Origin of the sequence: Pseudomonas sp. WMBT8, assembly GCF_050916005.1 — a bacterium.
Taxonomy (GTDB): Bacteria; Pseudomonadota; Gammaproteobacteria; order Pseudomonadales; family Pseudomonadaceae; genus Aquipseudomonas.
On sequence record NZ_CP188096.1, the window covers coordinates 3715460 to 3729219 of the forward strand.

Consider the following 13760-nt stretch of genomic DNA (forward strand, 5'->3'; position numbering starts at 1 on the left):
TGCCCGCGATGGTCGTTAACGATGACGAATGAATACCAGATACTCTGATGTGTTCTTTCGGGCGTCATCGCAGGCAAGCCAGCTCCTACAGGGGAATGCAGCTTCGCGCTCTGGTTCTGCTGTTGCTGTTGCTCTGCTTTTGATCTGGCTTTTGATCTTAGGCGCCCCGTTAAACCACGCTGGCCGCAGGCAGGTATTGCGCAGTGGGCACCCCGGCATGGATGCCGGGGTAGCCGCGACACGGCCATGGATGGCCGATCGCGGCGGGCCCACGGAGCAATGCCTGACTGCGGGCATGCCGAGCCTAGGCGAGGCACCGAGTGGTGGGGCACCGAACTCTGAAAACCCCACGATGGATCCGTCTCGGCCGATGGACGACAAATCAATCCACAATAAACAGCCTGGCCCCGGTTGCTGTGCTCGACCGGTGCCCGTCCCTGTCATTGCCCACCTGATAACTCATCCCCGCCGTCAGGGTGAACTGGCGGCCATCCTCCAGTTCGGTCTGCAACTCCCCCTCCAGGCACAACAACACATGCCCGCGCCAACACCCGTGGTCAGCCAGGTAGCCAGGGCTGTATTCCACCATACAGGGAGTTGCCTTTGGTATCCTGCCGGCCCGACCTAGGTGCCCGGCCATGCACATTGCTCCGTCCCATATCCTCCACGAAACCGAACACTGGCTGCTCAACCATCACCTGGCCTCGGCCCTGCCCGGTTATTTGATGCTGGGGGCCAAGACGCCAATCAGCTCGTTGGCTGACCTACCCGACGCGGCCCTGGCGCAAATGGGTGGCCTACTGGCGAAAACCCAGAGGGTGATGGAAGTACAGCTCCAACCCAAGTGGCTGTACATCAGCCGCTTTGGGCATATGCCCGGCTTCCCGCTGCACTTTCATTTGATCCCGGTCTATGACTGGGTCGAAACGCTGTTCTGGGAGGATGAGCGCTACCGGGTGCTGCAAGACTTCGGCGCTGGCAGCAACGGGCAAGCGGCGACGGATGGGGCCGAACTCACCCTGTTTATCTGGCGCGAGTTCGGTGAGAACCCGACGCCACCCGCGACGGCCGGGCTCACGGTGCCGGGCGTGATCGAGCGCCTGCGCGCCGCGTTCAAACAGTCAGACGCTTGACCATCGGCACACACGCCAGCTCCAGCCCCGTAGGCGAATGATAGATCGACTGCTCGCCGCCTTCGTAACCGCGGCTACGATAGAAATCAGCAGCATTCAACGTCGCATCCAGCACCACCTCCTCAATCCCCAGCTCCAGCGCCACCTGCTCCAGGTGCTCGAGCATCTGCCCGCCAAACCCGCGCCCGATAAAACCGGGCAGCACAAACAGCGCACCGACTTCTCGATGGTCCGGGTCGAGCATGCCGGTGGCGACCGGCTCGCCATCGACGCAACCCAGGTAGAACGGCTTGGCCATCAGCGCGGTGTAACCGTCTTCGGCGGCGCCGCGGGTCCAGGTCAGCATCTGCTCGGCGGTGTAGGCGCCGATGCATTGGCTGCGGATCGCCTGCAGGCGGATGTCGAAGGCGATGGGGCCGTCGTCGTGGGTGGCGCGTCTGATTTGCAGCATTCGAATCTCCCTGAATTAACTGTGTTTGCCGTGACCTCAAGGTGCCATTAGCACACTTGTGCTAATCGACCCCGCAGGCACCCGGCGCTATATTCGCCGGCACCCCCAACGCTCCCCGCCAGCACGTCGAACCCGCCGTGCAAGGGATCGTTGTGCGTTGAAAACACCAAAACAACCCCAAGGAAGACACACCATGAAACTGCACTCCCCTGTTACCCGCCTGGCGCTGCTGGGCGCCCTGATGATCGGTGTTGCCGGTTGCAGCAATATCAAACCCACCGAAGATCATCTCAAGACCCTCTCGGAAACCAACCTCGGCGAGCCGGTCAAGCGTGTTTCCAATGTACGCAGCGACTCCATGACCACCTATTACATCGCCAGCACCGCTTCCGGTGACTACAACTGCTCCGTGCCCAGCGGTGCCAGCGGCGGGATGTTTGCCGTGGCCAGCTTCGGCCTGATGAAACCCGCTGCCTACTGCCAACCCAAGGGTGCCCGGGGTAACGCGTTGACGCCGTTTAACTAACCCTGGCTGAGGTCGCGCAGGGTGCCCCGTAGTTCAGCGGGGCGCACTGGCTTGGACAAAATGGCGATCTGCCGGTCGTGCAGCGCCGCCTGGATCTTCTCCACGTCATGCCCGGTCAGAATCAGCGCCGGCACCGCCACCCCGCGCTGCGCGCGCAGGTGGTCGATGCACTCGATGCCGGTGGCGTGGTTGCCCAGGTCATAGTCGGCGACGATGATGTCGCAATCGCTGACCAGGCCATGCCCGCTCGATTCGGCCTGCACCTCACAGCCCCAACGCTCCAGCAACGCCTGGGTGGCCAGCAGCACGTTGTGGTCATCTTCCACCAGGCACACCTTCAACCCGGTCAGCAGCCCTGCCTGGCGCGCATCGTCACGCACCACCGGTTGATGGGTCGCGGTCGCCAGGGGCAAGCCGCGCAAGCTGACCGAGGTGCCCCGGCCCACCCGTGAGCGCAGCGCCACGTCCATGCCCATCAACAGCCCCAGGCGCTTGACGATGGACAAGCCCAGGCCGACGCCTTCAACGTCTTTGTCGCGCAACTGGCGCACACGATAGAACTCCTCGAACACCCGGGGCAGATGTTCCTCGGCAATCCCCCGCCCCTGGTCGTGAATTTCCACCATCACCTCGCCGCCACGCTGGCGCACGCCGATCAGCACCGGGCGCTGGCCGCCGTATTTGAAACAGTTGGAGAGCACGTTCTGCACCATGGTTGCCAACAGCGCCGGATCCACCCGTACCCAGTGGGCGCAGGGGCGCAGGCGCAGTTCTACCCCGGCCCAGCGGGCAGCTTCAGCGTTTTGCCGCAGCAGGTCGGCCAGCCACTCACCGAGGTGCACCACCTGGTATTTTGGCAGCAGCCGGCCGTTGTCCAAGGTGTAGAGGTCGAGAATGGAGCGGAACAATTGCGACACGTTCAGCAGCGAACGGTCGATATTGTCCACCAGCCGCCGTTCTTCATCGCCCAAGCGCGCTTCACGCAGGCAGGCGGTAAACAGGCCGATGGAGTGGATGGGCTGGCGCAGATCATGGCTGGCCTGGGCGAGGAAGCGCGATTTTTCCAGGTTGGCGGCGATGGCTTCTTCGGACGCCTTGCGCGTGCGCTCCAGCAGCAGGTGGGCGTAGACCGGGATCACCGTGCTGGTGATCATCAGCATCAGCACCATAAAGGGCTGCGCCTGCCACAGCGGGGTCAGCCGATACACAATCAGCAGCGCCAGCAACGCCAGGCCCGTGGCAATCGCCAGGTAGCGCGAACCGTAGCGCATGCCGTTGCCGAGGTTGACCCAGACCATCACCGCATACAGCGGCAACGCCGCCTCACCGCCCACCACCAGGCCGAACGAGGTGCCGGTGTAGTCGTGGATCATCCCGAAGACCCGCCGCGCCGGATAATGCCCGGGCCAGCGTGCAATCACCTGGCGCAGCGCAATCGAGACCAGCAGGAACCCGCAGATGTAGATAATCACCGGCACATAGCGCTCCATCGACTGCCCCGGCAAAAAGCCCAGCAGGCCGATGTACACAATGGCGCAGGCGGCCACCACAATACGCAGGTTGGCTTGGTCCAGTTCGGCGTCTTTCACGAACTTCATGGGCAACGTCCTTGTACGGTCATCGTCTTATCTGTGTACCCGGCAGGCAGGCGGTGAACAGAGTGGTAAAGTAGCACGCCACAGGACAACCTGGCCCCAGGGAGGAGCACCCCATGACATGCCGGATCATCATCGCCGACGACCACCCGATGTTTCGCGAAGGCATGCTGCGCACCGTGCAACGCCTGCTGCCCGAGGCCTGCGTGGAACAGGCCGGCGACCTGGACACCGTGCTGCAGATGCTCAAGAGCGGCAGCGAAGTCGACACCCTGATCCTTGATTTGCGCTTCCCCGGCCTGACCTGCATCAGCCAGTTGGGCGAACTGCGCCAGCAACTGCGGCGCACCACATTGATCGTGGTGTCGATGGTCGATGACCCGTTGTTGATCGAACAGGTGATGGCGCTGGGGGCCGACGGTTTTATCGGCAAAAACATCGCCCCCGAAGAAATCGGCCAGGCCCTGCTCGCCATCCGCCAGGGCGAGGTGCTGGTCAAATTCGCCCCCTCCGGGCTGTTGCCCCTGGACACCAACACCCTGACTGCACGCCAGCAGGAGGTGTTGCGGCTGATCGCCCAAGGCAAGACCAACAAGGAAATCGCCAAGGCCCTGGATATTTCGCCGTTTACCGTGCGCATCCATGTGTCGGGGTTGTTGAGAAGCCTGAACGTGCCATCGCGGGCAGCGGCAGCCGTTAAATACAGCCCACCCCTGTAGGAGCAGCACCATCAAAGCCCTCTCCATCGTGCGCCCCAGCGGCAGCCGGATCGCCGCAGGCGAAAAAACCCTGGAAATCCGCCGCTGGCAGCCCCAGCTGGAGCCGTCCCAGGACCTGCTGATTGTCGAGAACGGGCGCTTCCTGCATACCGATGGCGATGAAGACGAAGCCGGTGTGGCCGTCGCCATCGTACGCGTAAAGGCAGTGCGTGCGTTTGCCCCAGAGGACGTGCCAGCAGCCTGCGCCAGCTATTTCGAAGAAGGCTGGTTCGCCTGGGAACTGACTGACGTACGGCCGCTCGCACGCCCCTTTAGCGCCCTGGCGGCACGGGGGATCTACGAGGTTGAATTCATGGAAAACCGCGAGAACTGTATGAACAGTCAGATCAGAGTCGCTACCCCGGCAGACATCAACGCCATCTTCGACATTCGCACCAGCGTCAGGGAAAACCACCTGTCCCATGCCCAATTGGCGCAAATGGGCATCACCCCGCACGCCATCCAGCAAGCCATGCAACTAGCGCCCTGCGTATGGATCGCCGAGGTGGAGGGTGTGGCGGCCGGTTTTTCCATGGCCGACATAGAAGAAGGCTGCGTATTTGCCGCCTTCATCCGCCCCGAATTCGAAGGCCACGGACTGGGCCGCAGGCTGATGGAGCAGGCCGAAGCCTTGTTGTTCCAGCACCATCAACAGATCTGGCTGGAAACCGCCGAAGCGAGCCGCGCCAACGGGTTTTACCAGCGCCTGAGGTGGGTGGTGGTGGAGCAATTGCCGGACGGGGATATTCGGATGGAGAAGCTCCGGGAATAACCCTGCCGGTGGGATTTTCGCCAGCGCACCGACCCCGCTATCATGCAGCCCTTCGCCCAACCCAGGAACCGCCATGCCCGCCCTCACCCTACGCAACGCCACCCCGGCAGACGCCGCCCGCTGCTACGAGATCGAAATCGGCGCCTACGAAGGTGATGAAGCCGCGACCCTGGAGAAGATCGCCACGCGTATCGCCCTGTACCCGCAGGGCTTCCTCACTCTGGAAGTGGACGGTCAAGTAGTGGGCTTTATCAACGGCGGGTGCGCCTATGATGTGGTGATGTCGGATGAGGCCTTCAAGGAGTTGGTGGGGCACTCGGCGGATGCGCCGAATGTCGTGATCATGTCGGTGGTGGTCGACCCGGCGCACCAGGGCAAGGGGTATTCCACGCAGTTGATGCAGGCCTTTGTGCAGCGCATGCGCGGGATGGGCAAACAGACCATCCACCTGATGTGCAAGGAGCAGCATGTGCCGTTGTACACGCGCATGGGTTACCAGTATGTGCAGCCCTCGGCGTCAGACCACGGCGGGATGGCCTGGCATGAGATGGTGATGACGCTCTGATCCGGCAGCGGGCTTCACCAACTCCCCGAGGCCCCACCGCCACCGCTGGAGCCGCCGCCACCGGAAAACCCGCCACCGGAGCTTGAGCTGGAACTGGAGCTTGAACGGTCGCTGGAACCGGAGCTCGACCCGCCCGTGCCCTGACCGTAAATGAACAGCGCCGCGAACGAGCTGATGGGCAAGGCGAACAACCAGCCCTCAAGGCCCATCTCCAGCAAGTACCCCGCCGCGCCATACACCCCCAGCACCATCAGCGTCTGCACGCAAAACCCCAGGCGGCTGTGGTTCCAGGCGGCTCTCATCACTGCTAGCAGGACCAGGTACAGGCCCAGCACCACCAGCGCGGCCAGCGGCCATGCCAGCCAGTTCATAAAGGACACTTCAGTCAGGTAGTGATCCACCAGGCCCAGGCCGACGCTGTAGGCCATCAGCGCCAACACGCAATAAAACACCGCCTTGGCCTGCCACAACGCGCCGAATATCGCTGCGCCGATCGACATGCAAAACGGCAGCGCCAGCACATAGATCGGCCAGGCCTTGCCATTGATTGCGGCCAGTGCCGTCAGCAGCACGGTCAGCACCAGGCCAGCAATCAGGCCACGGCGCCAATGCAGCTTGCCCGAGGCCAGCAGCACCCCGCCGATGGCCCCCAGAATCAGCGCCAGCAACACCGCAGTTTCATCCACTGTTTCAAGGGGCTGGTCCACTGCCGGCAAGTCGCCGCCCTCGACCAGCACGCTCAGGGCGTCCACGGCGCGCTGCACACCGCCAGCGTAATCGCCCTGGCGAAACGCCGGGGTCAGTTGCTCCTCGATAATCCGATGGCTCAACAGGTCTGTGACCAGCCCTTCCAGGCCGTAACCGACCTCGATCCGCGCCTTGCGATCGTCCTTGGCCACCAGCAGCAAGATGCCGTCGTCGATACCCTTGCGTCCCAATTTCCAGGCGCGCAACAGTTGGGTGCTGAACGTCTGGATATCGACGTCGCCCGTACTGGGCAGCAGCATCACGGCGATCTGCGCACCCTTGCGCTGTTCGAGATCAGCAAGCTGCGCGGTCAGGCGCTGCTGCGTCGCGGTATCGAGGGTGTGGGTCAGATCGATCACGCGCTGGTTCAGCGCCACATTCACCAAGGCCGGCGGCACCGTTTGCGCCAAGGCCAGTGCGCTGAACAGCAGGAGCACCAGGCCCCAGGCCGATTGCCATAAAAACCGCCCCATACTTTGTTACCTGACGTTTCGTCCTGAAAGCGCCGACTTTACCCTATCAGCGCTATATCTAGTGACCCCATGCGGTGGACTCTCTAAACTGACGCGAAAACCTCATAGCAACACGCCACTACGAGCACGCCCATGGACCTTCGCCATCGCAACAACGTCAACATAATGGGCAATGGTTCCTCGACGCTGGTGTTTTCCCATGGTTTTGGCTGCAACCAAGCCATGTGGAATTACCTGCTGCCCCATTTCGTCGAGCGTTTTCGCGTGGTGGTGTATGACCTGGTAGGGGCCGGCCTGTCTGACCCGGCGGCCTACCACAAGGAAAAATATGCGGCCCTGGACGGTTACGCCGCAGATCTGAACGAGATTATCGATGCGTTCGCCAGTGGCCCGGTGATTCTGGTTGGCCATTCGGTCAGCGCAATGATCGGCATCCTGGCCGACCGCGCAGCGCCCGGGCGCATTGCCGCCCATGTGATGATCGGCCCCTCGCCCTGCTATATCGACACCGACGACTACGTGGGCGGGTTCAAGCCCGAAGACATCCAGTCGCTGCTCGACACCCTCGACAGCAACTACCTGGGTTGGTCCAGCGCCATGGCCCCGGTGATCATGGGCGCGCCGGGGCAACCGGCACTCAGTGAAGAGCTGACCAACAGCTTTTGCCGCACCGAGCCCGAGATTGCCAAGCAGTTTGCGCGGGTGACGTTCCTGTCGGACAACCGCGCCGATATCGGCGGCCTCACCACCCCCACATTGATCCTGCAATCGAGCGATGACCTGATCGCCCCGGTCTGCGTGGGCGAGTACCTGCACCGCGTATTGCCCCACAGCACCTATCGCCTGATCGACAATGTGGGCCATTGCCCGCATATGAGCGCGGCACCGGCCTGCGCGGCGGCGATGGAGCACTTCCTGCTGCCATGGACCGTTGCCCATGGCGAGTGAACAGTTGCCCGATCCCCAGGCGCTGTTCGACGGTGCCGCCTGTGCACTGGCGGTCACCGCAGAAGACGGCACGCTGCTGCGGGTAAACCAGTGTTTCAGCGACTGGCTGGGCATGCCGGCGACCGAGCTGCAGGGCCGGCGTTTCCAGGACCTGCTGACCATTGGCGGGCGGATTTTTCACCAGACCCACCTTGCCCCGCTGATGCAGGTGGAAGGCCGCATCACCGAGGTAAAACTGGACCTGCGCCATCGCGATGGCCACACCGTGACCATTTTGCTCAACGCCATCAAGCGCGAATACGCCAACGGTGTGCAGCATGAACTGGCGCTGTTCGGTACCACCGACCGCGACAAGTACGAACGCGAGCTGCTCAACGCCCGCAAGTTGGCCGAAGCCCTGCTGCTGGAGAAGACTGCTGCCGAAACCGCCCTCCAGCACGCCCAGGCCGAGCTCAACCAGGCCTATATCAAGGCGCAGCGGCGGGCGCTGTTTGCCGAGCAAATGGTCGCCATCGTCAGCCATGACCTGAAAAACCCGCTGACCGCGATCAAGATGGCATCCGACTTCCTCGCCCGGGGCGAGCGCACCGCCAAGGAAACCCAGTTGATTGGCCATATCGGCCAGTCATCGGAACGCGCCCAGCGGATGATCGCCGACCTGTTGGACTTCACTCAGGCCCGGGTCGGCGTTGGCATCGGCGTAAGCCCCAACCCGCTGGACCTGCACGACGTGACCCGGCGCGCAGTGGATGAGCTGCGGGTGGCCTTCCCCCGCGCGTGCCTGGTGCATCACACCGTGGGCGCTGCCGATACCTGCCTGGATGGCGACCGTGTGCAGCAAATCATCGGCAACCTGGTGGCCAACAGCGTGGCCTATGGCGACCTGCAACAACCGATCACTATTACCTCGCGACTGGGCCACGACGGGGCCAGCCTCTCGGTGCACAACCATGGGCCGGTGATTGCCGACGCGCTGATGCAGGTGCTGTTTGAGCCCATGACCCGAGGCACCGACCAGGACTGCGACATACGCAGCGTGGGGCTGGGGTTGTTTATCGTGCGGGAAATCGCCAAGGCCCATGGTGGGGATGTGGGCGTCAGCTCACAGGTGGGCAGCGGTACCACGTTCACCGTTTGCTTGCCGCTGACCCACCTGTGAAGGTGCTGTCAGGGGTAATTCAGCGTCACCAGGTAAGCCCCTGAGCGCAACGGCTTGCCCGCCCCATCGTTCAGGCTGTATTGCCGATCGAAGTAACGACCATCGCCGCTGGTTTCGGTCACCAGCTTGACCTTGACGGTTGAGTGGTCCAGCGCACTGACCGTGCGCACCGGCTCGACGCCAGAGGCGCTGATGTTGCCCCCGGGTGCAAACATCGGGCAACCGCGCAGCGCCAACGTCGACCCTGCCCCGCTCCCTGCGGTGCAGGTGGCCTCCACGATACTGCCGCGAAACTGGATAACGCCATGGGCCACGGTGGTTGCTGCTTGACCACTGGCGCTGACGAGCGCGAAAAACAGGCTGATACCGACTGCCAAACGTTGACTGCTCATATTGAACGCTCCTGGGTATATACCCATCACGTCGGCAAGTCTGGTCAGTTTCTTGAGGGTTTAAGAACTACCTGATGGTTATTTTTTCAAGGATGCCAACGGGGTCTCATATTGAACAGATCCCCGTTCAGGTGGGAGCGCCTACAGGACAGCACCCAACGCCTTCAACAGCACGCCATCACGGCCATAAATATCCGGCGCGTACAGCAACGCGCCCTGGCTATCCACCTGCACTGTCCAATAACCCAGCAACACCGGCACCGGCGTCGCCAGGCGGAACTCATGGGTCAGCCCGGTTGCCAGCAACTCTTCGGTCCGCGCCTTTTCCGCCGGGTTCACCAACAAATCACGCAGCAACATCGGCTGCTCTACCCGCACACACCCCGAGCTGAACGCCCGTGGTCCCTTGCTGAACAGCGGCTGGCTGGGCGTGTCGTGCAGGTACACCGAGAACGGGTTGGGGAAGCGCATGACGATCTTGCCCAGCGGGTTGCGCGGGCCGGCGTCCTGGCGCAGGAGGATGTTGCCAGGGTGCGACCAGTCCACCTGCTCCGGCGACAACGCACGGCCTTCACTGTCGAGCACCTTGAGGTTCTGTTGGCGCAAGTACTCCGGGTTCAGGCGAATTGCCGGCAACTTGTCCTCGCGCATGATGGTCGGCGGGATCGTCCAGGTGGGGTTGAGGGTCAGGCGCGTGATGCGTGACTTGAGCAACGGCGTCTGCCGCTCGGCGCGGCCTACCTGCAAGCGGGTCTGCCACACGGGCACGCCGCCCTGGTAGACGCTCAACTGCGCGGCTGCGACGTTGACCAGGATGCCGTCCGGCTCCAGGTCCTGGGCCAGCCAGCGAAAGCGTTCGAGATTGACCCGCAACTGCTCGCGGCGCAGCGCTGGGCTGACGTTGAGCTCGGCCACCGTGCCCGGGCCGATTACCCCGTCGGCTTGCAGCGAGTGGCTGGCCTGGAAGCGCTTCACCGCCTCCACCAGTTCATTGCCGTATTGATTGCCCTTGGGCGCGCTCGCCAGGTAGCCACCACTGGCCAGGCGTCGGGCGAGGGCCGGCACCCGTGAGTCTTCGCCGCCGGGACGCAGCAATGGGCCGTCGGCAATCACACCCCATTGCGCCAAGGGTTGCAGGCGCTGTGTGGCGTAGGCTGTGCGCAGGCTGCGGTACAGCTTTGCGCTGGGCCTGGCCTGGTCGAAGGCGGCTGGCATGTCGGTGAGCCCGGCAGTGGCCAGGGCCAGCACGGCGACGGCCGGGTCTTCGCTCGGCGGCTGGGAATGCCACAGCGGTTCGTAATGGGCCTGCTGCAAACGGCCATAGTGCAGGTCATGCAAGGCTTGTAGGTAGTGCTGACTGGTTTCGAAGTCGCTGCACAATACGTTGCTGGTGGCCGCCACATCGGCCAGCCGGTAGTGCGCCGGGTCGAGGCCGTCGTCGGCCAGCGACAGCAATTGATCCTGCAACGCCTTTCGGCGTCCGTCCTCCGGCCAGAGGGCGACATTGCCTTGTTGCTGGTAAAAAGCCTGCAACCGCGCCTCGGCGGGTGCATCCAGTTGCGCAGCCAAACCGGGGCAAACGCTCGACAACTGCCCAAGTGCCAGCTGTACTGGGTTTGACGGCTCGACCAGCACTTCATCAGCCGTGGCGACCAATGGTGCTACGAGCAAGCAAAGGCTCAAGTAACATGCGTGTTTTTTGAACAATGGCTTAGCTCCAATCTACGGCGGGGATGCGATATACATGCTCAATATTGACTGCCGACTCGGCCTGATCGCCGTCGCCCTGGCCGCGTTCTGTACGGGTGCCTTCGCAGAGAATGCCAAACCTCATACCTTGTATAGCAGCCTGGCGCGCTCGGCTCCAGAACTCAATCCCGCAGTCCTCAAAAGCGCCCTCAGCGCCATGCAGTGTGCTGTCAACAATGGCCAGGAACGCTCCGAACGCCTGGCCGTGATTGACTATTCGCAGCCTTCGACCGCCCGTCGCCTGTGGATTTTCGATCTGCGGCAAAAAAAGCTGGTGCTGCGCGACCTGGTGGCCCATGGGCAAAAGTCCGGGGAAAACTTCGCCACCCAGTTCTCCAACAGCGAAGGCAGCCATCAATCCAGCCTGGGCCTGTTCCGCACCCAGGAAAGCTACCAGGGCACCCACGGCTATTCGTTGCGCATGGACGGCCTGGAGCCCGGCTTCAATGACCAGGCCCGGGACCGCGCCATCGTGATCCATGCCGCCGACTACGTCAGCCCCCTGTGGAGCAAGCGTGAAGGCCGCATCGGCCGCAGCCAGGGCTGCCCCGCCGTGCGCCCGCAAGTGGCGCGCCAGGTGGTGGACAAGCTCAAGGATGGGCAGTTCATGTTCTCCTGGTATCCCGACCAGCGCTGGTTGAAATCCTCGGCCTACCTCAATTGCAAGCCGCGCCAGATCGCCAGCGCCGGTTGAGGTAGTATCTGGAGGGCCGAGCCTGACCAGAGAGAGAACCTCAAATGCTTTTGCACCAGTCAACGTGGATCGAGATTGGCCAATTTCTCGACCGCAGCCGTACCGTGGTGATTCCCATCGGTTCCAACGAACAACATGGCCCCACCGGCCTGTTGGGCACCGATTGGATGTGCCCGGAAATCATTGCCCATCAGGCGCAAAAAGACGCTGATATCCTGGTCGGCCCGACCTTCAATATCGGCATGGCCCAGCATCACCTCGGGTTCCCCGGCACCATCTCCCTGCGCCCATCGACGTTTATCGCCGCGATTGGCGACTGGACCCGTTCCCTGGCGGCCCATGGCTTTGAGAAGATCCTGTTTCTCAATGGCCATGGCGGCAATATCGCCACCATTGAAGCGGCCTTTTCCGAGTTGTACGCCGAGGCCAGCTTCGCCCGTCGCCCCGCCGGCTTCGCCTTGAAGCTGTGCAACTGGTGGGACCTGGAAGGCGTTGGCGAACTGGCGCGCGCGCAATTCCCGACGGGGCATGGCACCCATGCCACCCCTTCCGAGATCGCGATTACCCAGTGGGCATACCCCGACTCGATCAAAACGGCGGACTACTCGCCAAGGATTGCACCCTCCGGCCCGATCCGTGAGGCCCAGGACTTCCGCACCCGCCACCCGGATGGCCGGATGGGTTCCGACCCGGCCCTGGCAACCCCGGAGAAAGGCGGCGAACTGGTGGCCTTGGCTGCCAAGGGGCTAGTAGCTGCGGTCGAGGCTTTCAGCCGCGAAGCCATGCCAAACTGACGGTTGCGACACAGACACCAATAAAATCTATAAGAAGGACCTATTCATGAAACCCCACCAGAAGACTTTTGATCGCATCCGCAACGCCGTGCTGCCGGAGTTTCGCGAGCGCGTCGCCGACTATTTGGTCGAGTACGAAAACGTCCTGCAGGACCCCGCTGCCGCTACCGACCAAGCCTGCGCCGCCGCCCAGCAACTACGCGGTTACCTGCGCGGCCTGAACACCACCCGGGTGCTTGGCATGGAGGACTGGGAAGACCTCGACCGCCGGGTCGCGCAGGAGTGGCCGCTGGGCGCTACAACGACGGACGTGCCTGGTTGACCCAGGCCTGCACCGATGGCCGCTGCCACTGCCGCTGGGCATACGCCACCAGCCGCGCGGGCACCGGGTCGCCGTTGAGGATCAGCCGGTTGAGCATCACGGCCAGGTCCACATCGGCAATCGACCATTGGCCAAACAGATAGTCATCGCCCTCGGCCAACCACTGCTGCGCCGCCGCAATCAGTTTGTCGGCCGCCACCTGGGCCTGGGTTGATAACGGGCCATATTTGACCGCGCAAAACACCACCAGCGTGGAGCGCTCCTGGCGGATCGGCAGCAAGTCACTGCGCAACCACGCCTGGATCTGCCGCGCCCGCGCGCGTTGGCGCGGTTCCCTCGGATACACCGGCACCTGTGCAAATACATCCTCCAGGTACTCGGTAATCGCCGACGACTCGGACAACGCAAACCCGCCCTGCTCCAGGGTCGGCACACGCTGCGTCACGGACAGCCCGGCAAACACCGGCGCCTGCTGCTCCAACGCGTCCAGGTCGAGGGTGCGCACCTCAAACGGCAGGCCTTTTTCCCGCAGGGTTACAAACACCGACATCGCATACGGGCTGGTGAACTGGGCATCGACATACAAGCGCATCGGCAGGTTCGTCACGGCGGCATCTCCTTGGGTGAGCAGCCACGCTACGAGATGTGTGGCGATAAATACAATGCAGCCTTTTTATAGGGG

Annotated in this window: 16 protein-coding genes and 2 pseudogenes; 11 read left to right on the forward strand and 7 right to left on the reverse strand. The window is 62.9% G+C overall.

Annotation, left to right across the window (positions count from 1 at the left end; genetic code table 11):
• Positions 1–382: 382 nt before the first annotated feature.
• Positions 383–589 (reverse strand): annotated as a pseudogene (locus ACO77H_RS16975) (DHCW motif cupin fold protein); the annotation flags it as partial.
• A gap of 49 nt (positions 590–638) precedes the next feature.
• Between ACO77H_RS16975 and ACO77H_RS16980 the strand changes: the two are divergent.
• Entirely contained in the window at positions 639–1133 is a 495-nt protein-coding gene (locus tag ACO77H_RS16980) for an HIT family protein (protein WP_432754330.1), read from the forward strand.
• On the opposite strand, the gene ACO77H_RS16985 is transcribed toward ACO77H_RS16980, so the two are convergent.
• On the reverse strand, positions 1114–1584 hold the full coding sequence (locus tag ACO77H_RS16985) for a GNAT family N-acetyltransferase (RefSeq protein ID WP_169957121.1): 471 nt from the start codon (positions 1582–1584) through the stop codon (positions 1114–1116). The two genes, ACO77H_RS16980 and ACO77H_RS16985, sit on opposite strands and share 20 nt — an antisense overlap.
• Positions 1585–1777: 193 nt before the next feature.
• Here ACO77H_RS16985 and ACO77H_RS16990 point away from each other — a divergent pair, with 193 nt between their 5' ends.
• The gene (locus tag ACO77H_RS16990; RefSeq protein ID WP_169957120.1) at positions 1778–2110 is read left to right on the forward strand and encodes a hypothetical protein; all 333 of its coding nucleotides are present in this window, start codon (positions 1778–1780) and stop codon (positions 2108–2110) included.
• Here ACO77H_RS16990 and ACO77H_RS16995 read toward each other — a convergent pair.
• Entirely contained in the window at positions 2107–3708 is a 1602-nt protein-coding gene (locus ACO77H_RS16995; protein WP_169957119.1) for an ATP-binding response regulator, read from the reverse strand. The two genes, ACO77H_RS16990 and ACO77H_RS16995, sit on opposite strands and share 4 nt — an antisense overlap.
• Positions 3709–3821: 113 nt before the next feature.
• Between ACO77H_RS16995 and ACO77H_RS17000 the strand changes: the two genes are divergently transcribed.
• From ACO77H_RS17000 to ACO77H_RS17015, 4 genes and pseudogenes are all read left to right on the forward strand, one after another.
• On the forward strand, positions 3822–4424 hold the full coding sequence (locus ACO77H_RS17000) for a LuxR C-terminal-related transcriptional regulator (RefSeq protein WP_169957117.1): 603 nt from the start codon (positions 3822–3824) through the stop codon (positions 4422–4424).
• Between the two features lie 28 nt (positions 4425–4452).
• Positions 4453–4632: pseudogene (locus ACO77H_RS17005) on the forward strand (ASCH domain-containing protein); the annotation flags it as partial.
• A 165-nt stretch (positions 4633–4797) separates the two neighbouring features.
• Complete coding sequence (locus tag ACO77H_RS17010) at positions 4798–5235, forward strand: GNAT family N-acetyltransferase (protein ID WP_432755767.1); 438 nt, start codon at positions 4798–4800, stop codon at positions 5233–5235.
• 73 nt (positions 5236–5308) lie between these two features.
• Positions 5309–5800 carry a GNAT family N-acetyltransferase gene (locus ACO77H_RS17015; protein ID WP_170058686.1) on the forward strand — a complete coding sequence of 164 codons (492 nt, stop codon included), beginning with the start codon at positions 5309–5311 and terminating at the stop codon, positions 5798–5800.
• Between the two features lie 14 nt (positions 5801–5814).
• On the opposite strand, the gene ACO77H_RS17020 is transcribed toward ACO77H_RS17015, so the two are convergent.
• Positions 5815–7020 (reverse strand): TPM domain-containing protein, encoded by a 1206-nt coding sequence (locus ACO77H_RS17020; protein WP_432754331.1) that lies wholly within the window; start codon positions 7018–7020, stop codon positions 5815–5817.
• 132 nt (positions 7021–7152) lie between these two features.
• On the opposite strand from ACO77H_RS17020, the gene ACO77H_RS17025 reads away from it, so the two are divergent.
• Both ACO77H_RS17025 and ACO77H_RS17030 read left to right on the forward strand, forming a co-directional pair.
• Complete coding sequence (locus ACO77H_RS17025) at positions 7153–7968, forward strand: alpha/beta fold hydrolase (protein WP_432754332.1); 816 nt, start codon at positions 7153–7155, stop codon at positions 7966–7968.
• The gene (locus ACO77H_RS17030; protein ID WP_432754333.1) at positions 7958–9127 is read left to right on the forward strand and encodes an ATP-binding protein; all 1170 of its coding nucleotides are present in this window, start codon (positions 7958–7960) and stop codon (positions 9125–9127) included. The genes ACO77H_RS17025 and ACO77H_RS17030 overlap by 11 nt, the downstream gene beginning before the upstream one ends.
• A gap of 8 nt (positions 9128–9135) precedes the next feature.
• Here the strand turns inward: ACO77H_RS17030 and ACO77H_RS17035 are convergent, their stop codons facing one another.
• Entirely contained in the window at positions 9136–9519 is a 384-nt protein-coding gene (locus tag ACO77H_RS17035; protein ID WP_170058682.1) for a type 1 fimbrial protein, read from the reverse strand.
• A gap of 141 nt (positions 9520–9660) precedes the next feature.
• On the reverse strand, positions 9661–11226 hold the full coding sequence (locus tag ACO77H_RS17040; protein ID WP_432754334.1) for a L,D-transpeptidase family protein: 1566 nt from the start codon (positions 11224–11226) through the stop codon (positions 9661–9663).
• A 37-nt stretch (positions 11227–11263) separates the two neighbouring features.
• Here ACO77H_RS17040 and ACO77H_RS17045 point away from each other — a divergent pair, with 37 nt between their 5' ends.
• Genes ACO77H_RS17045 through ACO77H_RS17055 form a run of 3 tightly spaced genes read left to right on the forward strand, consistent with a single transcriptional unit; the run spans position 11264 to position 13078 of the window.
• Positions 11264–11962: a murein L,D-transpeptidase catalytic domain family protein gene (locus ACO77H_RS17045; protein WP_169957108.1), complete on the forward strand. Its 699-nt coding sequence runs from the start codon at positions 11264–11266 to the stop codon at positions 11960–11962.
• 44 nt (positions 11963–12006) lie between these two features.
• A complete protein-coding gene (locus tag ACO77H_RS17050) occupies positions 12007–12756 on the forward strand; it encodes a creatininase family protein (RefSeq protein ID WP_432754335.1) in 750 nt (249 codons plus the stop codon).
• 46 nt (positions 12757–12802) lie between these two features.
• Positions 12803–13078: a hypothetical protein gene (locus tag ACO77H_RS17055; protein ID WP_172311797.1), complete on the forward strand. Its 276-nt coding sequence runs from the start codon at positions 12803–12805 to the stop codon at positions 13076–13078.
• On the opposite strand, the gene yfcF is transcribed toward ACO77H_RS17055, so the two are convergent.
• A complete protein-coding gene (yfcF, locus tag ACO77H_RS17060) occupies positions 13053–13670 on the reverse strand; it encodes a glutathione transferase (RefSeq protein WP_178123881.1) in 618 nt (205 codons plus the stop codon). The two genes, ACO77H_RS17055 and yfcF, sit on opposite strands and share 26 nt — an antisense overlap.
• Positions 13671–13760 lie beyond the last annotated feature (90 nt).

Excerpts from the sequence above, each read along its gene's own strand:
- ACO77H_RS16980 (WP_432754330.1), top strand. The coding sequence starts at position 639 with ATGCACATTGCTCCGTCCCATATCCTCCACGAAACCGAACACTGGCTG.
- ACO77H_RS16985 (WP_169957121.1), bottom strand. The coding sequence starts at position 1,584 with ATGCTGCAAATCAGACGCGCCACCCACGACGACGGCCCCATCGCCTTC.
- ACO77H_RS16990 (WP_169957120.1), top strand. The coding sequence starts at position 1,778 with ATGAAACTGCACTCCCCTGTTACCCGCCTGGCGCTGCTGGGCGCCCTG.
- ACO77H_RS16995 (WP_169957119.1), bottom strand. The coding sequence starts at position 3,708 with ATGAAGTTCGTGAAAGACGCCGAACTGGACCAAGCCAACCTGCGTATT.
- ACO77H_RS17000 (WP_169957117.1), top strand. The coding sequence starts at position 3,822 with ATGACATGCCGGATCATCATCGCCGACGACCACCCGATGTTTCGCGAA.
- ACO77H_RS17010 (WP_432755767.1), top strand. The coding sequence starts at position 4,798 with ATGAACAGTCAGATCAGAGTCGCTACCCCGGCAGACATCAACGCCATC.
- ACO77H_RS17015 (WP_170058686.1), top strand. The coding sequence starts at position 5,309 with ATGCCCGCCCTCACCCTACGCAACGCCACCCCGGCAGACGCCGCCCGC.
- ACO77H_RS17020 (WP_432754331.1), bottom strand. The coding sequence starts at position 7,020 with ATGGGGCGGTTTTTATGGCAATCGGCCTGGGGCCTGGTGCTCCTGCTG.
- ACO77H_RS17025 (WP_432754332.1), top strand. The coding sequence starts at position 7,153 with ATGGACCTTCGCCATCGCAACAACGTCAACATAATGGGCAATGGTTCC.
- ACO77H_RS17030 (WP_432754333.1), top strand. The coding sequence starts at position 7,958 with ATGGCGAGTGAACAGTTGCCCGATCCCCAGGCGCTGTTCGACGGTGCC.
- ACO77H_RS17035 (WP_170058682.1), bottom strand. The coding sequence starts at position 9,519 with ATGAGCAGTCAACGTTTGGCAGTCGGTATCAGCCTGTTTTTCGCGCTC.
- ACO77H_RS17045 (WP_169957108.1), top strand. The coding sequence starts at position 11,264 with ATGCTCAATATTGACTGCCGACTCGGCCTGATCGCCGTCGCCCTGGCC.
- ACO77H_RS17050 (WP_432754335.1), top strand. The coding sequence starts at position 12,007 with ATGCTTTTGCACCAGTCAACGTGGATCGAGATTGGCCAATTTCTCGAC.
- ACO77H_RS17055 (WP_172311797.1), top strand. The coding sequence starts at position 12,803 with ATGAAACCCCACCAGAAGACTTTTGATCGCATCCGCAACGCCGTGCTG.
- yfcF (WP_178123881.1), bottom strand. The coding sequence starts at position 13,670 with ATGCGCTTGTATGTCGATGCCCAGTTCACCAGCCCGTATGCGATGTCG.